Below are 21210 nucleotides of genomic sequence, written 5' to 3' on the forward strand. Positions count from 1 at the left end.
TTCCGCACGACGGACGTGACCGGCGCGATCGAGCTGCCCAAGGACAAGGAGATGGTCATGCCCGGCGACAACGTCAGCATCACCGTCAAGCTGATTAACCCCATCGCCATGGAAGAAGGCCTGCGCTTCGCCATCCGCGAAGGCGGCCGTACCGTGGGCTCGGGCGTCGTCGCCAAGATCCTCGCCTGAGATCGGATCACTGAAGGGGTATAGCTCAATTGGCAGAGCGTCGGTCTCCAAAACCGAAGGTTGTAGGTTCGATTCCTACTGCCCCTGCCACCTGAAAGTGGCGCACAAAAAGGCCCGTCGCAACCCGACGGGCTTCGGCGTCTCAAGAGGCGCAATGAATTGAAGGCCGGTGTTCGGCCACAGGGACTCGCCGAAGATGGCTACAACTCAAATCGAAACCGTGAGCACCAGCGCAGACAAGGCCAAACTTGCCGGGTCCGTGGTGCTGGCAGTGGGCGCCATCGTGGCGTTCTATCTGCTTGCGCGGCAGGGCTCGCTGGCCCAATGGGCTGCGTTGCTGGTGGGTCTGGCCGCTGCAGTGGCGGTATTCGCGAGTTCCGAGAACGGTCGTCAGTTGTGGGCCTTCGGTCGCGACTCATGGCGTGAAGTTAAGAAGGTCGTCTGGCCGGCGCGCAAGGAGGCCATGCAGATGACGGCCTACGTGTTCGCCTTCGTGGCGATCATGTCGATCTTCCTTTGGGCAACGGACAAGACCCTGGAATGGGTGTTCTTCGACCTCATCCTGGGCTGGAGAAAATGATGACCGACGATATCGACACCACGGTGGTGGAACCCTCGGCCGAAGGCGTGCCTGTGCTCGCGCCTCCGACCAATCCGGACCTGCGCTGGTATGTGGTGCATGCCTATTCGGGCATGGAAAAGGCCGTCGAACGTAACATCACGGAGCGTATCAACCGTGCCGGCATGCAGAGCATGTTCGGCCGCATCTTGGTGCCGACCGAAGAAGTGGTCGAGATCAAGAACGGCCAGAAGCGCACGACGGAACGCCGGTTCTTCCCGGGCTACGTGCTGGTCGAGATGATCATGAACGACGAGAGCTGGCACCTGGTGAAGCACACCAACAAGGTGACGGGTTTCGTGGGTGGTGCCAAGAATCGTCCGGCGCCGATCTCGCAGAAGGAAGTCGAGGACATCGTCAGCCAGATGCAGCAGGGCACGGAGAAACCGCGTCACAAGGTCGAATTCATGGCCGGCGAATTCGTACGTGTCAAGGAAGGTCCGTTCACCGACTTCAACGGCACGGTCGAAGAGGTCAACTACGAGAAGAGCAAGGTGCGCGTCTCGGTCATGATCTTCGGCCGCGCGACGCCGGTGGAACTCGAATTCAGCCAAGTCGAGAAGACTTGAAACCCTGCCTGGAAAAGGACAAGGCTGCGCGCTTGTCCTTCTTCGGTGCGATCCAGATCCGGTGTTCGCCGCCTCTCCGGCTCGGCGGCGAATGCGACATCGAAGAGCCGTTCAACCCCGGGGAGCCCGAGGCCGAAAGCCTGGGCGTCATCACCCGCAAGGAGCAAAGTCATGGCGAAAAAAATCGTCGGCTTCATCAAGCTGCAAGTACCAGCTGGCAAGGCCAACCCGTCACCGCCCATCGGTCCCGCACTGGGTCAGCGCGGTCTGAACATCATGGAGTTCTGCAAGGCGTTCAACGCCCAGACCCAGGGCGTCGAGCCCGGTCTGCCGCTGCCGGTGGTCATCACCGCGTTCGCGGACAAGAGCTTCACCTTCATCATCAAGACGCCGCCAGCGGTCACCTTGATCAAGAAGGCCATCAAGCTGGACAAGGGCTCGGCCCGTCCACACACCGACAAGGTCGGCAAGATCACGCGCGAACAGCTCGAAGAGATCGCCAAGACCAAGATGAAGGACCTGACGGCTGCCGATCTCGACGCCGCGGTCCGCACCATCGCCGGATCTGCCCGCTCGATGGGCGTGAATGTGGAGGGCGTGTAAATGTCCAAGCTGACCAAGAAGCAAAAAGCCCTCGAAGGCAAGGTCGACAGCACCAAGCTGTACCCGCTGGTCGATGCCATCGGCATCATCAAGGAGGCCGCGACCGCCAAGTTCGATGAATCCATCGACGTGGCCGTGCAACTCGGCATTGACGCCAAGAAGTCCGATCAGGTCGTTCGCGGCGCCGTCGTGCTGCCCAATGGCACCGGCAAGACCAAGCGTGTCGCCGTATTCGCTCAAGGCGCCAAGGCCGAGGAAGCCAAGGCCGCCGGTGCCGACATCGTCGGCATGGACGATCTGGCTGCCATGGTCAAGGCCGGCGACATGCCGTTCGACGTCGTGATCGCGGCACCTGACGCCATGCGCGTCGTCGGTACGCTGGGCCAGATCCTCGGTCCGCGCGGTTTGATGCCCAACCCGAAGGTCGGCACGGTCACGCCCGACGTGGCCCAAGCCGTGCGCAATGCCAAGGCCGGCCAAGTGCAGTTCCGCGTCGACAAGGCCGGCATCGTGCACGGCACGATCGGCCGCCGCTCGTTCGACACCGACAAGCTCCAGGGCAACTTGGCGGCGCTGATCGACGCGCTGGTCAAGGCCAAGCCGGCGACCAGCAAGGGCATCTACCTGCGCAAGGTCGCCGTGTCCTCGACGATGGGTCTGGGCGTTCGCGTCGACACCCAGACGATCGCTCAACAGGGCTGATCGAAGAAATTCGCCATGTCCTTCGTGGGCGTGGTGATGTGGTGGGTCACCGGGGCAGGAATCCCTCGAAAGAGGGCCGATTGCCACGGCGGGCCATCCAAGACCGCTGGCGTGCAGTTCGCTGCACTTAATCGATGGCTTCTCGCGAGGTCGTCCACCAGCGCAGATGGCGATCCCGCTGCAAGGAATCCGTTTCCGAAACAGTTGGTCGCTGCATGAAGCGCGCTTCGAGGCTCCGGCCGGAAAGCGCATCAAAAGGAGTAGACCTTGAGTCTGAATCGCAGTGAGAAAGAAGCGGTCATCACCGATGTGACCACCCTCGCCGCCCAAGCTCAAACGCTCGTTCTGGCGGAGTACCGTGGCATCACGGTTGCCGACATGACCAAGTTGCGCAATACCGCGCGCAGTCAGGGCGTGACGCTCAGCGTGTTGAAGAACACGCTGGCACGCCGTGCTGTCGCGGGAAGTGCATTCGAAGTCATCGGCGACCAGATGACCGGTCCGCTGATCTACGGTTTTTCCGTCGACGCCGTGGCCGCCGCGAAAGTGGTGTCCGATTTCGCGAAGACCAACGACAAGTTGGTCATTCGCGGCGGTGCCTTCGCCGGCAAGAGCCTGGACGTGAACGGCGTGAAGCAGCTGGCCAGCATCCCTTCCAAGGAAGTGTTGCTCGCCCAGTTGCTGGGCCTGATGCAGTCGCCCGTTTCCCGTACCGCCCGCGTGCTCGCGGCGCTGGCCGAGAAGCGTGGTGGCGGCGAAACGGCAGCCGCCGAAGAAGCACCGGCGGCCGCCGAAGCGCAGCCCGCTTGAGCGCGGCTCGTGCCCTTGAACATTCAAACCAATTGTTAGGAAACAAAAATGGCATTCGATAAAGACGCATTTCTGACCGCGCTCGACAGCATGACGGTCCTGGAACTCAACGACCTGGTGAAAGCCATCGAAGAGAAGTTCGGCGTGAGCGCCGCCGCCATGTCGGCTCCCGCAGCCGGCGGTGGTGCCGCTGCCGCCGTGGTCGAAGAGCAGACCGAATTCAACGTCATGCTGATGGAAGCTGGCGCGAACAAGGTCTCGGCGATCAAGGCCGTGCGCGAAATCACCGGCCTGGGCCTCAAGGAAGCCAAGGACCTGGTGGAAGCCGCTCCCAAGGCCGTCAAGGAAGGCCTGTCCAAGGCCGACGCCGAAGCTGCCAAGAAGAAGCTGGAAGATGCCGGCGCCAAGGTGGAACTGAAGTAATTTTCCCCCTCTAAAAGGCTGGAGGTGCCTGAAAAGGTCCTCCAGCCTTTGGCGCTTTCAGAGCGCACCCGCAAGCCGGCGTCCCGACGCGATTTGCGAGTGTCTTCTGACCCCGACTGCAGAAGAACCCTTGGTTCGGGCGATGTGCAATGCATCGCCGTCCGCCAACGGCTGGTAGTGGCCAGCCGCCAAGGAGCACGGTGCGCGAGCATCGGACTAAGTCGCTGAAGATTTCAAGCCCCGGAGCTCTCATGGCCCAAACGTCCTCCTACAGCTACACCGAACGCAAGCGCATCCGAAAGAACTTCGGCAACCGCGACAGCGTGGTCGAGATTCCCTACCTCCTGCAGATGCAGAAGGATGCCTACACCGCGTTCCTGCAAGCGGGCATCGCGCCGACCAAGCGCACCATCGACGGTCTCCAGGCCGCTTTCACCGCCGCGTTCCCGATCGTCTCGCACAACGGTTTCGTCGAGATGAAGTTCCTCGAGTACAACCTGGCGAAGCCGGCGTTCGACGTGCGCGAATGCCAGACCCGCGGTCTGACCTTCGCCTCGGCCGTGCGCGCCAAGGTGCAGCTGATCATCTACGACCGCGAGTCGTCGACCTCGCAGTCGAAGGTGGTCAAGGAGGTCAAGGAGCAGGAGGTCTACATGGGCGAAGTGCCGCTCATGACCGAGAAGGGCTCGTTCATCATCAACGGCACCGAGCGCGTCATCGTGTCGCAGCTCCACCGTTCGCCGGGCGTGTTCTTCGAGCACGACAAGGGCAAGACCCACAGCTCGGGCAAGCTGCTGTTCTCCGCCCGCGTGATCCCCTACCGCGGTTCGTGGCTCGACTTCGAGTTCGACCCGAAGGACATGCTGTACTTCCGCGTCGACCGTCGCCGCAAGATGCCGGTCACGATCCTGCTCAAGGCGATCGGCCTGAATCCGGAATCGATCCTGGCGAACTTCTTCGTCAACGACAACTTCCGCCTCATGGACAGCGGCGCGCAGATGGAGTTCGTCTCCGAGCGCCTGCGCGGCGAAGTGGCGCGCTTCGACATCACCGACAAGGCCGGCAAGGTCGTCGTCGCCAAGGACAAGCGCATCACCGCCCGCCACACCCGCGAGCTGGAGCAGGGCGGCACCACGCACATCAGCGTGCCGGAAGACTTCCTGGTCGGCCGCGTGGTGGCGCGCAACATCGTCGACGGCGACACGGGCGAGATCCTGGCCAAGGCCAACGACGAACTGACCGAGGCGCTGCTCAAGAAGCTGCGCACGGCCGGCGTGCAGGACCTGCAGGTCATCTACACCAACGAACTCGACCAGGGCGCCTACATCTCGCAGACGCTGCGCATCGACGAGACGGTCGACGAATTCGCCGCGCGCGTGGCCATCTACCGCATGATGCGCCCCGGCGAGCCGCCGACGGAAGACGCGGTGCAGGCCCTGTTCCAGCGCCTGTTCTACAACCCGGACACGTATGACCTGTCGCGCGTGGGCCGCATGAAGTTCAACGCCAAGGTCGGCCGCGAGGAATCGACCGGCCCGATGGTCCTGACCAACGAGGACATCCTGCACGTCGTCAAGATCCTGGTCGACCTGCGCAACGGCAATGGCGAGGTCGACGACATCGACCATCTGGGCAACCGCCGCGTGCGTTGCGTCGGCGAACTGGCCGAGAACCAGTACCGCACCGGCCTGGCCCGCATCGAGAAGGCCGTGAAGGAGCGTCTGGGCCAGGCGGAGCAGGAACCCCTGATGCCGCACGACCTGATCAACAGCAAGCCGATCTCGGCCGCGTTGAAGGAGTTCTTCGGCGCCTCGCAGCTGTCGCAGTTCATGGACCAGACCAACCCGCTGTCCGAGATCACGCACAAGCGTCGCGTCTCGGCCCTCGGTCCGGGCGGTCTGACGCGCGAACGCGCCGGCTTCGAGGTGCGCGACGTGCACGTGACCCATTACGGTCGCGTCTGCCCGATCGAGACGCCCGAAGGCCCGAACATCGGCCTGATCAACTCGCTGGCGCTGTATGCCCGCCTGAACGAATACGGCTTCATCGAGACGCCGTACCGCCGCGTGGTCGACAGCAAGGTCACGATGGACATTGACTACCTGTCGGCCATCGAGGAAGGCAAGTACGTCATCGCCCAGGCCAACGCGGCCCTGGACAAAGACGGCGTGCTGACCGGCGACCTGGTTTCGGCCCGTGAAGCCGGCGAATCGATCCTGGTGGGCGCCGAACGCATCCAGTACATGGACGTCTCGCCCGCGCAGATCGTGTCGGTGGCCGCCTCGCTCGTGCCCTTCCTGGAGCACGACGACGCCAACCGCGCGCTGATGGGCGCCAACATGCAGCGCCAGGCCGTGCCGGTGCTGCGTCCCGAGAAGCCGTTCGTCGGCACCGGCATCGAGCGCGTCTCCGCGGTCGACTCCGGCACCGTGGTCACGGCCACGCGCGGGGGCATCGTCGACTACGTCGACGCCACCCGCGTCGTGGTGCGCGTGAACGACGCGGAAGCGGCGGCCGGCGAGGTCGGCGTGGACATCTACAACCTGATCAAGTACCAGCGTTCGAACCAGAACACCAACATCCACCAGCGTCCGATCGTCCAGCGCGGCGACAAGATCGCCAAGGGCGACGTGGTGGCCGACGGTGCGTCGACCGACCTGGGCGAGCTGGCCCTCGGCCAGAACATGCTGATCGGCTTCATGCCCTGGAACGGCTACAACTTCGAAGACTCGATCCTGATCTCCGAACGCGTCGTCGCCGAGGACCGCTACACCTCGATCCACATCGAGGAGCTGGTGGTCATGGCGCGCGACACCAAGCTGGGCGCCGAGGAAATCACGCGCGACATCCCGAACCTGGCCGAGCAGCAGCTCAACCGCCTGGACGAGTCCGGGATCATCTACGTTGGCGCCGAAGTCATGCCCGGCGACACGCTGGTGGGCAAGGTCACGCCCAAGGGCGAGACGACGCTGACGCCCGAGGAGAAGCTGCTGCGCGCGATCTTCGGCGAGAAGGCCTCCGACGTGAAGGACACCTCGCTGCGCGTGGACCAGGGTTCGCAGGGCACCGTGATCGACGTCCAGGTGTTCACCCGCGAAGGCATCCAGCGCGACAAGCGCGCCCAGCAGATCATCGACGACGAGCTCAAGCGCTTCCGCCTGGACCTGAACGACCAGTTGCGCATCGTCGAGGCCGACGCCTTCGACCGGATCGAGAAGCTGCTGACCGGCAAGACCGCCAATGGCGGCCCGAACAAGCTGGCCAAGGGCACCAAGCTGGACAAGGCGTACCTGTCGTCGATCGAGAAGTTCCACTGGTTCGACATCCGCCCGGCGGAAGACGAAGTGGCGACGCAGCTCGAGTCGATCAAGAACTCTCTGGAGCAGACGCGTCACAGCTTTGACCTCGCGTTCGAGGAAAAGCGCAAGAAGCTCACGCAGGGCGACGAACTGCCTGCGGGCGTGCTCAAGATGGTCAAGGTCTACCTGGCCGTCAAGCGCCGCCTGCAGCCGGGCGACAAGATGGCCGGCCGCCACGGCAACAAGGGCGTGGTCTCCAAGATCGTTCCGGTCGAGGACATGCCGCACATGGCCGACGGCACGCCGTGCGACATCTGCCTGAACCCGCTGGGCGTGCCCTCGCGGATGAACGTCGGGCAGGTGCTGGAAGTGCACCTGGGCTGGGCCGGCAAGGGCGTCGGTCAGCGCATCGGCGACCTGCTGCAGGCCGAGTCCAAGATCGCCGAACTGCGCGCGTTCCTGGACCAGCTCTACAACGGCTCCGGCCGCAAGGAAGACCTGAGCCAGCTCAGCGACACCGAGGTGCTGGAGATGGCCGCCAACCTGTCGAGCGGCGCCACTTTCGCGACGCCGGTGTTCGACGGCGCTTCCGAGGAGGAGATCCGCGGCATGCTCAAGCTCGCCTACCCGGACGAGATCGCCAAGCTCAAGGGTCTGACCGAGACCCGCACGCAGGCCTACCTGTACGACGGCCGCACCGGCGAGCAGTTCGAGCGTCCGGTCACCGTCGGCTACATGCACTTCCTGAAGCTGCATCACCTGGTGGACGACAAGATGCACGCCCGCTCCACGGGTCCGTACTCGCTGGTCACGCAGCAGCCGCTCGGCGGCAAGGCCCAGTTCGGCGGCCAGCGCTTCGGCGAGATGGAAGTGTGGGCGCTGGAAGCCTACGGCGCCGCCTACGTGCTGCAGGAAATGCTGACGGTGAAGTCCGACGACGTGGTCGGCCGCACCAAGGTGTACGAGTCGATCGTCAAGGGCGAACACTCCATCGAAGCCGGCATGCCGGAATCGTTCAATGTGCTGGTCAAGGAAATCCGTTCCCTGGGCCTGGACATCGAACTCGAACGTTCATAAGCAGACAAGGAAAGAGTCACATGAAGTCATTACTCGACCTGTTCAAGCAATTCACGCCCGACGAGCATTTCGATGCCATCAAGATCGGCATGGCCTCGCCCGAGAAGATCCGCTCGTGGTCCTTCGGCGAGGTGAAGAAGCCCGAGACGATCAACTACCGTACCTTCAAGCCCGAGCGCGACGGCCTGTTCTGCGCCAAGATCTTCGGTCCCATCAAGGACTACGAGTGCCTGTGCGGCAAGTACAAGCGCCTGAAGCACCGCGGCGTCATCTGCGAGAAGTGCGGCGTCGAAGTCACGCAGACCAAGGTCCGCCGCGAGCGCATGGGTCACATCGACCTGGCCGCGCCTTGCGCGCACATCTGGTTCCTGAAGTCGCTGCCGTCGCGTCTGGGCCTGGTGCTCGACATGACGCTGCGCGACATCGAGCGCGTGCTGTATTTCGAAGCCTACGTGATCACCGATCCCGGCATGACCCCGCTGAAGAAGCGCGACATCATGTCCGAGGACGACTACGACACCAAGCGCCGTGAGTTCGGCGACGAGTTCGTCGCCAAGATGGGCGCCGAAGGCATCCGCGACCTGCTCGAGGGCATCGAACTCGACAGCGAGATCGAACGCCTGCGCGGTGACCTGACCGGCTCCGAAGTCAAGGTCAAGAAAAACTCCAAGCGCCTGAAGGTGCTGGAAGCCTTCCGCAAGTCGGGCATCAAGCCGCAGTGGATGGTGCTGGAAGTGCTGCCCGTGCTGCCGCCGGACCTGCGTCCGCTGGTGCCGCTGGACGGCGGCCGCTTCGCGACCTCCGACCTGAACGACCTGTACCGCCGCGTCATCAACCGCAACTCGCGCCTGCGCCGCCTGCTGGAGCTCAAGGCGCCGGAGATCATCGCGCGCAACGAGAAGCGGATGCTGCAGGAAGCGGTCGACTCGCTGCTGGATAACGGTCGTCGCGGCAAGGCCATGACGGGCGCCAACAAGCGCGCCCTCAAGTCGCTGGCCGACATGATCAAGGGCAAGTCGGGTCGTTTCCGCCAGAACCTGCTGGGCAAGCGCGTCGATTACTCGGGACGTTCGGTCATCGTGGTGGGCCCGACGCTCAAGCTGCACCAGTGCGGCCTGCCCAAGCTGATGGCGCTCGAGCTCTTCAAGCCGTTCATCTTCTCGCGCCTCGAAGCCATGGGCATCGCGACGACGATCAAGGCGGCCAAGAAGGAAGTCGAATCCGGCACGCCGGTGGTGTGGGACATCCTCGAAGAGGTGATCCGCGAGCATCCCGTGATGCTCAACCGCGCGCCCACGCTGCACCGCCTGGGCATCCAGGCCTTCGAGCCGATCCTGATCGAAGGCAAGGCGATCCAGCTGCACCCGCTCGTCTGCGCGGCGTTCAACGCCGACTTCGACGGCGACCAGATGGCCGTCCACGTGCCGCTGTCGGTGGAAGCCCAGATGGAAGCCCGCACGCTGATGCTGGCCTCCAACAATGTGCTGTTCCCGGCCTCGGGCGAACCGTCGATCGTGCCGTCGCAGGACGTGGTGCTGGGTCTGTACTACACGACCCGCGACCGCATCAACGGCAAGGGCGAGGGCCTGATCTTCTCCGACATCGGCGAAGTGCAGCGCGCGCTCGACGCCAACGAGGTCGAGCTCACCGCGAAGATCGCCGTGCGCATCACGGAGTACACCAAGGACAAGGAAACCGGCGAGTTCACGCCGTCGACCTCCCTGGTGGACACCACCGTGGGCCGCGCGCTGCTGTCCGAGATCCTGCCCAAGGGCCTGCCGTTCTCGAACATCAACAAGGCGCTCAAGAAAAAGGAGATCTCCAAGCTCATCAACGTCTCGTTCCGCAAGTGCGGTCTGAAGGAGACGGTGGTGTTCGCCGACAAGCTGCTGCAGAACGGCTTCCGTCTCGCGACGAAGGCCGGCATCTCCATCGCCATCGACGACATGCTGGTGCCCGCCGAGAAGCACGGCATCATCGACCGCTCGGCCAAGGAAGTGAAGGAGATCGAGCAGCAGTATGTCTCGGGTCTGGTGACCTCCGGCGAGCGCTACAACAAGGTGGTGGACATCTGGGGCAAGGCCGGCGACGAGGTGTCGAAGGTCATGATGGCCAAGCTGTCCAAGCAGAAGGTCATCGACCGTCACGGCAAGGAAGTCGAGCAGGAGTCCTTCAACTCCATCTACATGATGGCCGACTCGGGTGCACGCGGTTCCGCCGCGCAGATCCGCCAGGTGGCCGGCATGCGGGGCCTGATGGCCAAGCCCGACGGCTCCATCATCGAGACGCCCATCACCGCGAACTTCCGCGAAGGCCTGAACGTGCTGGAGTACTTCATCTCCACCCACGGCGCCCGCAAGGGCCTGGCCGACACGGCGCTCAAGACCGCGAACTCCGGCTACCTGACGCGTCGCCTGGTCGACGTGACGCAGGATCTGGTCGTGATCGAGCAGGACTGCGGCACGCACGGCGGCTACCTGATGCGCGCCATCGTCGAAGGCGGCGAGGTCATCGAATCGCTGCGCGACCGCATCCTGGGTCGTTCGGCGGCCGACGACGTGCTGCATCCCGAGACGCAGGCCGTGCTGCTGAGCGCCGGCCAGATGTTCGACGAGGACAACATCGAGATGCTCGAGTCGCAGGGCGTCGACGAGGTCAAGGTGCGCACCGCGCTCACGTGCGAGACGCGCTTCGGCATCTGCGCGACCTGCTACGGCCGCGACCTGGGTCGCGGCGGCCTGATCAACATCGGCGAAGCGGTCGGCGTGATCGCCGCGCAGTCGATCGGCGAGCCCGGCACGCAGCTGACGATGCGGACCTTCCACATCGGCGGCGCGGCCTCGCGCGCGGCCATCGCCTCCAACGTGGAAGCCAAGTCGAACGGCTCGATCGGCTTCAACGCCACGATGCGCTACGTGACGAACAGCAAGAACGAGCTGGTCGTGATCTCGCGTTCGGGCGAGATCGTCATCCACGATGAGCACGGCCGCGAGCGCGAACGCCACAAGGTGCCCTACGGCGCCGTGCTGGCGGTCAAGGCCGACCAGCAGGTCAAGGCCGGCGCCATCCTCGCCAACTGGGACCCGCTCACGCGACCCATCATCACGGAATTCGCCGGTCAGGCGAAGTTCGAGAACGTCGAGGAAGGCCTCACCGTGGCCAAGCAGGTCGACGAGGTGACCGGTCTGTCCACGCTGGTGGTGATCGATCCGAAGCGTCGCGGCTCGGCCAAGGTCGTGCGTCCGCAGGTCAAGCTGGTCGACGCCCAGGGCCAGGAAGTGAAGATCCCCGGCACCGACCACTCGGTGACGATCGGCTTCCCGATCGGCGCCCTGGTGCAGATCCGCGACGGCCAGGACGTGGGTCCGGGCGAGGTGTTGGCGCGCATTCCGGTCGAAGGCCAGAAGACGCGCGACATCACCGGCGGTCTGCCCCGCGTGGCCGAGCTGTTCGAAGCCCGCTCGCCCAAGGACAAGGGCATGCTGGCCGAGATGACCGGCACGGTGTCGTTCGGCAAGGAAACCAAGGGCAAGCTGCGCCTGCAGATCACCGACCCCGAAGGCAACGTCTACGAGGAACTCGTGCCCAAGGAGAAGAACATCCTGGTGCACGAAGGCCAGGTGGTGAACAAGGGCGAGAGCGTGGTCGACGGACCGGCCGATCCGCAGGACATCCTGCGCCTGCTGGGCTCGGAGGAACTCGCACGCTACATCGTCGACGAGGTGCAGGACGTCTACCGCCTGCAGGGCGTGAAGATCAACGACAAGCACATCGAGGTGATCGTTCGCCAGATGCTGCGCCGCGTCGTGGTCGACAACATCGGCGACACGACCTACATCTCCGGCGAACAGGTCGAACGCAGCGAAATGCTCAACACCAACGACGCCCTGCGCGCCGAAGGCAAGATCCCCGCGACGTTCACCAACCTGCTGCTGGGCATCACCAAGGCGTCGCTCTCGACCGACTCGTTCATCTCCGCCGCATCGTTCCAGGAAACGACGCGCGTGCTGACCGAAGCGGCCATCATGGGCAAGCGCGACGAGCTGCGCGGTCTGAAGGAGAACGTCATCGTCGGCCGTCTGATCCCCGCGGGCACCGGCATGGCGTACCACCAGGCACGCAAGGCCAAGGACCTGATGGACGAAGCCGAGCGCCGCGCGATCGCCGATTCCGAAGCCGCCGAACTGGCCGGCTCCGGCAGCGACGACGGCGTCACGACGACGACCGCCGATGCGAGCGAAGGCGCGGCGGCCGAGTAAGCTCGGTGCCTCGCGCTCGACCCACGGAAGCCGGTCCATGACCGGCGACCCTCTGCGCCCCCTTCCCGTCCGCGGGAAGGGGGCGTTTCTACGACAGGAGGTCCCGGCGTGATCCACCTTCCCGACTCCTTCGGCCACTGGGTCGGCGCCGCCGTGCTGCTCTTCTGGTTCGTCGGTGCCTACAACCGCCTGGTGCGCCTGCGCTCGGCGACCCTGCAGGCCTATGCGACGCTGGACGCCGCGCTGGTGCGGCAACTCGATTTCGTCCAGGCGCAGGCCGTGACCGCGCTGACGGCCCATGCCGACGCCGACATCGCCGCCCGCAGCGCTGCCGGGTCGACCGATCGACTGGACGACGACACCTCGGTCGATCCCGATCCACCGGCCACACCCGCTCACGGCCCGGCCGCGTACGTCTCGCTCAAGGCCACCACGACCCAGCTGTCGACCCTGCTCGCAGCGACGCGGCTGCGCCCGCTCGATCCCCAGCGCATGGCGGCGCTCGACACCGCGCTGCACGTGATGCTGGGCGTCTGGCAGACGCTGCATCCGGAGGCGGTGGTGCGCTTCGCCACCGCCTCCGTCGGCGAGGAAGCCGCCGGCCTGCCCATCGCCTGGCCCGAGCCCTCGCCCGACGCCGAGGTCGCGCGCGGCCAGTTCAATCTGGCCGTGGCCAACTACAACCGGGCGATCCGGCAGTTTCCGGCCGTGCTCGTCGCCTGGGTGATGCGGATGCATCGCGCCGCGCCGTTGCGGTGATGCGAGGCCCGATTTCCGACTCATTTACCATCGGCGCAACTTGTCCCAAGACTCTCCTACTCATTCCGCCGCCGTTCCCGCTGCGCAACCGCCGCTCTGGCGGCAGCTGCAGCTGACCGCGGGCGCGTTGGCCGCCATCCGCGGCGGCATGTCGGGCTCGGTCGCCTTCGAGGCCGTCGAGCCGGCGTTGCGTCCGGGCGTCCAGTCGCTGGGTTTCCAGGTGCTGCGACGGCTCGGCCGCGCCGAGGCGCTGCGCCGCCACCTCGCCAAGCGCACCCCGCCGCCACAGGCCGACGCCTTGCTGTGCACCGCCCTGGCGCTCGCCTGGGACCCCGACGCGGCGCCCTACGAGCCCTTCACGCTGGTCGACCAGGCGGTCGAGGCCGCCAAGCGCAACCCGGCCACGCGTGCGCAGGCCAGCTTCGTCAACGCCTGCCTGCGCCGCTTCCTGCGCGAGCGCGACGAACTGGTCGCCGCCACCGAGCACGAGCCCGTCGCCCAGTGGAACCATCCGCGCTGGTGGATCGAGCGGCTCCGGCGCGATCACCCGCGCGACTGGCAGCGCGTGCTGCAGGCCAGCAACCGGCAGGCACCGATGACCCTGCGAGTCAATCTGCGCAAGACCAGCGTCGCGGCGTACCTCGACGCGCTGCGCGACGTGGGGCTCGATGCGTTGCCGGTCGGCGCCAGCGGTCTGCAGCTCGCGCAGGCGCGGCCGGTGCATCAATTGCCAGGCTTCGACGCGGGCGAGAGCTCGGTGCAGGACGCCGCGGCGCAGCTCGCCGCGCCGCTGCTTCTGAAGGGACTCGCGCCCGTCGTCGAGGGCGCGCCATTGCGCGTGCTCGATGCCTGCGCGGCGCCCGGCGGCAAGACCGCCCACCTGCTCGAACTGGCCGGCGCCGTGCCGATCGAGGTCACGGCCGTCGAGGTCGACGCCGTGCGCAGCCGACGCATCGGCGAGACCCTCGCGCGCCTGGGCCTCGAAGCCCGGGTGCGGGTGGCCGATGCCGGACGTCCGGCATCGTGGTGGGACGGCACGCCCTTCGATGCCATCCTGCTGGATGCGCCCTGCACCGCCTCGGGCATCGTGCGGCGCCATCCGGACGTGCGCTGGTTGCGGCGCGAGAGCGACACGGCGCAGCTCGCGCTTCAGCAGGCGATGTTGCTGGCCGCCCTGTGGCCGCTGGTGCGTCCGGGAGGAAGGCTGCTCTACTGCACCTGCTCGGTGTTCCGAGACGAAGGCTCGCACCAGATCGAGGCGTTCCTTGCACACAACACCGATGCGCGATTGAAGCCCTCGCCGGGCCATTTGCTGCCGCAGTCGGGGGCGAATGCGCATGGCGTCCCGGACAATGCCCTCGGTGACCACGACGGCTTCTTCTACGCACTGCTCGAAAAGACCTCCCGCTGACCCGCCGTCGGCGGACCGTCCCGGCCTGTGGGGTCGACGCGACTTTCTCCGGGGCCTGTTCCTTCTTTCTTCCGCGTCGTCGATCGCCGCACTGTCGGCACCGGTGCGTGCGCAGTCGGCACACAACGCCAGCGTCACGCAGATGCGGCTCGAACGCGGCGAGGATGGCATCTATCTCAACGCCAACGTCGACTTCCAGCTCCCCGCCCTGATCCAGGAGGTGCTCGACAAGGGCATCGCCATCCATTTCGTCGCCGAGGCCGAGGTCTATCGCGAGCGCTGGTACTGGACCGACCGCCGCGTCGCGCAGGCGATGCGGCAGGTGCGCTTGGCCTACCAACCCCTCACGCGCCGCTGGCGAGTCAATGCGGTACCCACCAGCGGGAACGCGGGCCTGGGTGTCCAGCTCAACCAGAATTTCGACGGCCTCGAGGATGCGCTCGAGAGCATCAAGCGCGTCGGCCGGTTGCGCCTGGGCGACATCGGCGAGATCGCGGAGGACACCACGCACCTCGTGGTGTTCCGCTTCCGGCTCGACACGTCCCAGCTGCCGCGTCCGTTCCAGATCGGCGTGGTGGGACTGGCCGACTGGGACATCTCGGTCGAGCGCAGCGCGCGACTCGTCGTGGAGAAGAACCTGTGACGTCCCGGCCAGGCACGTCGGCGGGCGCGTCCGGTGCGGGCGAGGGCGCGCCGCGCGCCGCGCGCCGGGCGAAGGCGGTGCGCTGGACCATCGGCGTGATCGCGGCCCTGGTCACGGCGATCGGCCTGGTGCTGATGTTCCTGCTCGCGGTATCGACCAACAACCGCGCGTTCTACGAGGAGAACTACACGCGGCTCTTCGGCATCAACGTGGTGGTCGCCACGCTGCTGCTGCTGGTGATCGGCTGGGTCGCGGTGCGGCTGGTGCGTCGCCTGCGGCAGGGCAAGTTCGGCAGCCGCCTGCTGATCAAGCTGGCGGCCATCTTCGCGCTGGTGGGCGTGGTGCCGGGGGTGCTGGTGTATTTCGTCTCCTACCAGTTCGTTTCGCGTTCGATCGAGAGCTGGTTCGACGTCAAGGTCGAGGGCGCGCTCGACGCCGGCCTCAATCTCGGACGCGCCACGCTCGATTCGCTCTCGGACGACCTCGCCGTCAAGACGCGCGCGGCGAGCGGCCAGCTCTCGCAGGTCGCCGATGCCAGCGCCGGCCTGGCGCTCGAGCGCATCCGCGACCAGCTCGGTGCCAGCGATGTCGTGCTGTGGACCGGCACCGGTCAACTGGTCGCCGGTGCGGGCGTGTCGCGCTTCCAGATCAATCCGGAGCGACCGACGCAGCAGCAGTTCCGGCAGGTGCGCGCCGATCGGCCCATCGCCCACATCGAGGGCCTGGACGAAGCGCCGACCGTGCAGGGTGCGTCGCTGCCGGCCGCCGTCGTGCGGGCGATGGCGCTGGTCCAGCGCCCGGGCTTCGAATTCAACACCGAGCCGCGCTTCCTGCAGGTGACGGTGCCGCTGCCGCCGGCGGTGGTGGCCAACGCGCTGGCGGTGCAAGAGGCCAACCGCGAGTATCAGGAACGCTCGCTCGCGCGCGAGGGCCTGCGGCGCATGTACATCGGCACACTCACGCTGTGCCTGTTCCTGGCGGTGTTCGGCGCCGTGCTCCTGGCGGTGCTGTTCGGCAACGGCCTGGCGCGGCCGCTGCTGGTGCTGGCCGACGGCGTGCGCCAGGTCGCCGCCGGCGACCTGCGGCCGACCGCGGTGCTGCAGGGCAAGGACGAGCTCGGCGGCCTCACACGCTCGTTCGCGGTCATGACGCAGCAGCTCGCCGACGCCCGCGCGGCCGTCGAGCAGACCGTGGGCGAGCTCGACGCCGCGCGAGGCAACCTGCAGACCATCCTGGACAACCTGACCTCCGGCGTGATCGTGCTCGACGCGGCGGGCACCGTGCTCTCGACCAATCCCGGCGCCACCCGGGTGCTGCGCGCGCCCCTGGCGGCGTACGAGGGCCGTCCGCTGCGCGACGTGCCGGGGCTGGCCGACTTCGCGCTGAACGTGCAGCAGCAGTTCGACGACTTCGAGGTCGAGCGCATCCAGCACGGGCTCGACCACTGGCAACATGCCTTCGAACTGCGCGCGAGCAGCTTCGACATGCAGCAGGACGCCATCAGCCTGGTCGCGCGGGGCGCCGAGCTGCCCGGCGCCGAGCGCCTCCTGGTGTTCGACGACATCTCCGAGATCGCTTCCGCCCAGCGCGCCCAGGCCTGGGGCGAGGTCGCGCGCCGCCTGGCGCACGAGATCAAGAACCCGCTCACGCCGATCCAGCTGTCGGCCGAGCGACTGGAGATGAAGCTCTCGGGCAAGGTGGCGGCACCGGAGCAGGCGATCCTCACCAAGTCGGTCAAGACCATCGTCGACCAGGTCGATGCGATGAAGCGGTTGGTCAACGAGTTCCGCGACTATGCGCGCCTGCCCGCGGCCGAGCTGAAACCCGTCGATCTCAACGCGCTGGTCACCGACGTGCTGCAGCTCTACGGCGCCGAGACCACGCCCGTGGCGGTGCGTTGCGAGCTCGACGAGCGCTGCCCGCCGGTGCGTGGCGACGCCCAGCAGATCCGTCAGGTCATCCACAACCTGCTGCAGAACGCCCAGGATGCCGCCGAAGCCGCCATGGCCGCCACGGGCCATGCTGGCGAGGTGACGTTGCGCACGCGACTGGGCGACTCGGGTCGGCGCGTCCGTCTGACGGTGCAGGACACCGGTCCCGGGTTCGCCGAGCACATCCTCAAGCGCGCCTTCGAGCCCTACGTCACCACCAAGACCAAGGGCACCGGCCTGGGCCTGGCCGTGGTCAAGAAGATCGCCGAGGAGCACGGCGCCCGCATCGAGCTTTCCAATCGTGTTACCGACGGCATCACGACCGGCGCGCAAGTCTCGCTATCATTTGCGCTGTCCGAGGAACCGCCGGGAGCGCTTGCTCACACCGACGAAGCCAGACCATCCATCGGCTGAGCGCCATCGACAAGGCGCTCGTCACACAGCGCACAGGCATCGATAGCATTCATGGCAAATATTCTCGTGGTCGACGACGAACTGGGCATCCGGGACCTGCTCTTCGAAATTCTCAATGACGAAGGCCATCACGTGGAGCTCGCCGAGAACGCCGCCGAAGCGCGTGCCGCCCGCCAGCGAGCCCGACCCGACCTGGTGCTGCTGGACATCTGGATGCCCGACACCGATGGCGTCACCCTGCTCAAGGAATGGTCGACCGCCGGACTCCTGAGCATGCCGGTCGTCATGATGAGCGGCCATGCCACCATCGACACGGCGGTCGACGCGACGCGCATCGGCGCCTTCGCTTTCCTCGAAAAACCCATCACGCTGCAGAAGCTGCTCAAGGCGGTCGAGCAAGGACTCGCGCGCGAGAGCGCCCGGCGCGCGGCCGCCAGCGTGGTGCCCCCGGCCAGTGGTTTCGCGGCGGCCGTCACCACCGCAGGCAGCGAGAGCACGTTGATCACGCCATCGACGGCAGCCTTCCCGGCAGCCTCGCCTGCGGCGACCATCGATGCTGGACCCCAGTCGCGCCAGAGTTTCGATCTCGATCGGCCGCTGCGCGATGCGCGTGACGGCTTCGAGAAGGCGTACTTCGAATTCCATCTGGCCATGGAGGGTGGGTCCATGACGCGCGTGGCCGAGAAGACGGGGCTCGAACGCACCCACCTGTATCGCAAGCTCAAGCAACTTGGCGTCGATTTGACACGCGGACGTCGCAACGCTGTATAATCGAAGGCTGCAATATGGCCCGGTAGCTCAGTTGGTAGAGCAGCGGATTGAAAATCCGCGTGTCGTTGGTTCGATTCCGACCCAGGCCACCATCTTTCTTTCTCAGTAGATCCCAAGTCAGCGCGGACGCCCCTTGCACATCAAGGGGCCTGTCCGAAGAAGCTCGAGCGGACCTCTGAATTCCCAGACGTTTGACTTTTGGCCACCTGTGGCTGAACCTGCCTCATCGGGGCTCGTGCGAGCGTGATGGGGCGAGACTCTAGCCATGCCATGCCGCCAAATCCAGCGGACCTGGGGGCGCCTTGTGCAACCATGGCCGCCGAAGCCATCCATGTCGGTGCGTTCCACCGGATGCGACGCACATCGAAGCCTGCCTGGAGCGTGTCGGGAATTTCCTGTGGCCGTCGACAATGGCATTGCCTTGACCAGCATGAGGATGGCGAAGAACAGGAAGTACCGCCCGCGCAGCACATCGGGCAGTCGCTCGCAGTCCTTGACCAACCGGCGAAGGCACACCGTCCAGACAAACTTGCGTTCGACCATCCAGCGTCTGGGCAACAACACAATTTCTTCTTTGCCTCGGTCAGCTTGAGCGCCTGCAGCTCGATGCCATGGATCTTGGCGTCCTGCCTGAACTGTCCCTGCCGACCCGAGGCAAAAAAATGATCATCGAACGCAAGCCCACGCCATGGCTTCCAAGCAGCGCGCATCCAGTCAGCAGCGGCCTTGCTGGCAGACCGCCTCCCACAGTGGAAAGTCGTTGGGCAGCAGTCGCCAAGACGAACCAGCTCGGACGATCCATCGCAAGGCGTTGAAGACGTCTCGCAGGCTGTGTTCGCGCTGCGGGGCGTCCTGGGTCATAAGCACCAGGTACGGTGCGGCGAAGCTCCACTCTTCATCGCTGACATCGGTCGGGTACGGCTTTCTTGGCATCGCTCCAAGATGCGGATCTGCCCAGGTCGATCCAGAGAAAGTTCAGAACATGCTCTAGTGGTGAGATCCAGAAGTCCGTATGCAGAACTCTGCGACGGATCGAAGGATCTGATCGGCTGTTCTTGGTCCAGATGAAGGGCTTCGGATCCACGTTGGTGGCGACGTGGGCACGGATGGCGTTCTCCAAGGTGCGAGTCGAGCGGAACCTCCCGCGCTTGAGCCGACGGGCCGTGAGGATCGAGAACCAGCACCCCACCAGGTTGATCCAGGAGGCCGAAGCGGACGTGGAGTGTATGTGAACGCGCGGATGCCTGAGCAGCCAGCGTTTCATGTTTGGGCTCCTGAGGGGGCTGGCATTATCCAGCACGAGACGCAGTTCGAACGCCACGGGCGTGGCACGTTCGAAGGTCTGCAGGAAGTGAAGGAACTCCGCGATGCAGTGACGCCGGTGGACCTCGGCGATGACCATGCCGGCCTTGACATCGAAGGCAGCAACGAGGTCGGTCGTGCCGTGTCGCTGTTCGCTTGGATGGAACGTTTCTGGTTTAAGCACGGCGCAAGAGCGCGCTCGGGTGGATGCAGATGGAGTCCTGCGATGTCTCGTACCTTGTCGACGAAGTACGAGTCGATGGAGAGCTTGACGCCTTCTGTACGATGCGGCGCCATAGCAAGAGCATGCCAGTATGCGCGAGACGGTCGTCTGGCTCAGTCCCAGGTGAGCGGCGAGCTGTACGGGTGGGCCAGTGGTCGGCGTTCTCTGGCACGGCTTCCAGCGTCGTGGTGATGACGGCCTCGACCTGCTTGTCCAGAATCGTTCGAGGCGTTCCCGAGCGGTATACATCGCAGGCCGCACGGGCCATATTGAGCAAAGCGACGGCGACACCTCGACACCCATCATCAAGCTCAGGCCCATGGCCTCGGCAATGAATGCATGGGTCGCTGTTGAATCAGCGCAGGCCAGCACGATGCGCGCCCACAGCGCCAGGGCCTGAGCTGTCTCGCGGCGATGTGACTGACCGAGCAGTACGGCTCGATCGGCCTCGCTCGACTCGATGGCAATGGCATATGGTCGGGCCATGTTGTGCTCCTGGGCTGTGAATGAACAGCTACCAGAAATACATCATGAGAGCCTGAACGAACTTCAGGTTCACACTAATAAGCTTGAGCATTCCAGTGCTTTGAATGGTGAGCCTGGAAGTCCATCAACACCGAATGTCGTACTTGAGTCTTGGGCATGGCACTGGTGAGGTGGAAAACATGTCGAGTTCACTTGCGTGTTCGATGCGCTGTCATGACCTCGCCAGTTTCGTGCGTCGCTCATGGATGCCCTTCGAACAAGCAACGAATGGAACGGTCTCTTGTTGGAACCAGCTTGCGACGTCAATTGCTCCGTAGGTGCAAATGACTGTGAAGTGCGACCGAGTCGGTCGCATGGGTCGGATCGGTACAAGCATGGCGACAGCACGGACGGATGCCGGTTTCAGAGGCTCGAACGCACTCCGTCTGGTTCCTCTGGCGCCAAGGATGATCTCCAGGACTCTCTGAAAGCCTGCTGCTCGCTTCGAACAGACGCCATCGTGGATGAACTGAGTGAATGAGGTACGTAGAGGTATCAGCGATCCGCTGACGTCTGCGACGCCCACTCAGGCGAACACAGTACGGTGGAAAAATTTCTTAGAGATGCTTGTCAAAGTCGAAACTCTCGTGTCATAATCGAAGGCTTCGCTGACACGGCGTTTGGTTTGACGGAAGTTGACCGAGGCGGTGGAAGCGGAAAAGAAAAACATCTTCGGTGTTG

14 protein-coding genes, 2 tRNA genes and 2 pseudogenes are annotated in these 21210 nt (G+C 65.1%); 16 read left to right on the forward strand and 2 right to left on the reverse strand.

Annotated elements, in window-relative coordinates:
- From tuf to ABID77_RS22250, 16 genes and pseudogenes are all read left to right on the forward strand, one after another.
- Window positions 1–189 (forward strand): annotated as a pseudogene (gene tuf, locus ABID77_RS22175) (elongation factor Tu); the annotation flags it as partial.
- 14 nt (window positions 190–203) lie between these two features.
- A tRNA-Trp gene (locus tag ABID77_RS22180) sits at window positions 204–279 on the forward strand.
- 106 nt (window positions 280–385) lie between these two features.
- On the forward strand, window positions 386–769 hold the full coding sequence (secE, locus tag ABID77_RS22185) for a preprotein translocase subunit SecE (RefSeq protein ID WP_429600621.1): 384 nt from the start codon (window positions 386–388) through the stop codon (window positions 767–769).
- The gene (gene nusG, locus ABID77_RS22190) at window positions 769–1377 is read left to right on the forward strand and encodes a transcription termination/antitermination protein NusG (protein WP_429600638.1); all 609 of its coding nucleotides are present in this window, start codon (window positions 769–771) and stop codon (window positions 1375–1377) included. Before secE ends, nusG begins: the two co-directional genes overlap by 1 nt.
- 171 nt (window positions 1378–1548) lie before the next feature.
- The gene (gene rplK / locus ABID77_RS22195) at window positions 1549–1980 is read left to right on the forward strand and encodes a 50S ribosomal protein L11 (protein ID WP_296314038.1); all 432 of its coding nucleotides are present in this window, start codon (window positions 1549–1551) and stop codon (window positions 1978–1980) included.
- A complete protein-coding gene (gene rplA / locus ABID77_RS22200) occupies window positions 1981–2682 on the forward strand; it encodes a 50S ribosomal protein L1 (RefSeq protein WP_429600622.1) in 702 nt (233 codons plus the stop codon). It abuts the gene before it with no gap.
- Between the two features lie 267 nt (window positions 2683–2949).
- The gene (rplJ, locus tag ABID77_RS22205) at window positions 2950–3492 is read left to right on the forward strand and encodes a 50S ribosomal protein L10 (RefSeq protein ID WP_296314042.1); all 543 of its coding nucleotides are present in this window, start codon (window positions 2950–2952) and stop codon (window positions 3490–3492) included.
- A 48-nt stretch (window positions 3493–3540) separates the two neighbouring features.
- Window positions 3541–3915, forward strand: coding sequence for a 50S ribosomal protein L7/L12 (rplL, locus tag ABID77_RS22210; protein WP_429600623.1), 375 nt, complete (start codon window positions 3541–3543; stop codon window positions 3913–3915).
- Window positions 3916–4166: 251 nt separating this feature from the next.
- A complete protein-coding gene (gene rpoB / locus ABID77_RS22215; protein ID WP_429600625.1) occupies window positions 4167–8291 on the forward strand; it encodes a DNA-directed RNA polymerase subunit beta in 4125 nt (1374 codons plus the stop codon).
- Between the two features lie 20 nt (window positions 8292–8311).
- Window positions 8312–12550, forward strand: coding sequence for a DNA-directed RNA polymerase subunit beta' (rpoC, locus tag ABID77_RS22220; RefSeq protein WP_429600627.1), 4239 nt, complete (start codon window positions 8312–8314; stop codon window positions 12548–12550).
- Between the two features lie 108 nt (window positions 12551–12658).
- On the forward strand, window positions 12659–13309 hold the full coding sequence (locus ABID77_RS22225) for a lema family protein (protein ID WP_429600629.1): 651 nt from the start codon (window positions 12659–12661) through the stop codon (window positions 13307–13309).
- Window positions 13310–13349: 40 nt separating this feature from the next.
- The gene (rsmB, locus tag ABID77_RS22230; RefSeq protein WP_429600631.1) at window positions 13350–14720 is read left to right on the forward strand and encodes a 16S rRNA (cytosine(967)-C(5))-methyltransferase RsmB; all 1371 of its coding nucleotides are present in this window, start codon (window positions 13350–13352) and stop codon (window positions 14718–14720) included.
- A 103-nt stretch (window positions 14721–14823) separates the two neighbouring features.
- On the forward strand, window positions 14824–15363 hold the full coding sequence (locus ABID77_RS22235; protein WP_429600632.1) for a DUF4390 domain-containing protein: 540 nt from the start codon (window positions 14824–14826) through the stop codon (window positions 15361–15363).
- A complete protein-coding gene (locus ABID77_RS22240; protein WP_429600633.1) occupies window positions 15360–17708 on the forward strand; it encodes an ATP-binding protein in 2349 nt (782 codons plus the stop codon). The genes ABID77_RS22235 and ABID77_RS22240 overlap by 4 nt, the downstream gene beginning before the upstream one ends.
- A gap of 51 nt (window positions 17709–17759) precedes the next feature.
- Entirely contained in the window at window positions 17760–18479 is a 720-nt protein-coding gene (locus ABID77_RS22245) for a response regulator (RefSeq protein ID WP_429600635.1), read from the forward strand.
- Between the two features lie 16 nt (window positions 18480–18495).
- Window positions 18496–18571: transfer RNA gene (locus ABID77_RS22250), tRNA-Phe, on the forward strand.
- 625 nt (window positions 18572–19196) lie between these two features.
- Here the strand turns inward: ABID77_RS22250 and ABID77_RS22255 are convergent.
- A pseudogene (locus tag ABID77_RS22255) lies at window positions 19197–19412 on the reverse strand (transposase); the annotation flags it as partial.
- Window positions 19375–19965, reverse strand: a complete 591-nt coding sequence (locus ABID77_RS22260; protein WP_429600637.1) for a transposase — start codon at window positions 19963–19965, stop codon at window positions 19375–19377. The pseudogene ABID77_RS22255 and the gene ABID77_RS22260, both read right to left, overlap by 38 nt.
- Window positions 19966–21210: the final 1245 nt, after the last annotated feature.

The organism is Variovorax sp. PvP013, from assembly GCF_050435945.1.
Taxonomy (GTDB): Bacteria; Pseudomonadota; Gammaproteobacteria; order Burkholderiales; family Burkholderiaceae_C; genus Variovorax.

What these genes read in the sequence shown, in the direction of transcription:
- secE (WP_429600621.1), top strand. Translation starts at nt 386, where the DNA reads ATGGCTACAACTCAAATCGAAACCGTGAGCACCAGCGCAGACAAGGCC.
- nusG (WP_429600638.1), top strand. Translation starts at nt 769, where the DNA reads ATGACCGACGATATCGACACCACGGTGGTGGAACCCTCGGCCGAAGGC.
- rplK (WP_296314038.1), top strand. Translation starts at nt 1,549, where the DNA reads ATGGCGAAAAAAATCGTCGGCTTCATCAAGCTGCAAGTACCAGCTGGC.
- rplA (WP_429600622.1), top strand. Translation starts at nt 1,981, where the DNA reads ATGTCCAAGCTGACCAAGAAGCAAAAAGCCCTCGAAGGCAAGGTCGAC.
- rplL (WP_429600623.1), top strand. Translation starts at nt 3,541, where the DNA reads ATGGCATTCGATAAAGACGCATTTCTGACCGCGCTCGACAGCATGACG.
- rpoB (WP_429600625.1), top strand. Translation starts at nt 4,167, where the DNA reads ATGGCCCAAACGTCCTCCTACAGCTACACCGAACGCAAGCGCATCCGA.
- rpoC (WP_429600627.1), top strand. Translation starts at nt 8,312, where the DNA reads ATGAAGTCATTACTCGACCTGTTCAAGCAATTCACGCCCGACGAGCAT.
- ABID77_RS22245 (WP_429600635.1), top strand. Translation starts at nt 17,760, where the DNA reads ATGGCAAATATTCTCGTGGTCGACGACGAACTGGGCATCCGGGACCTG.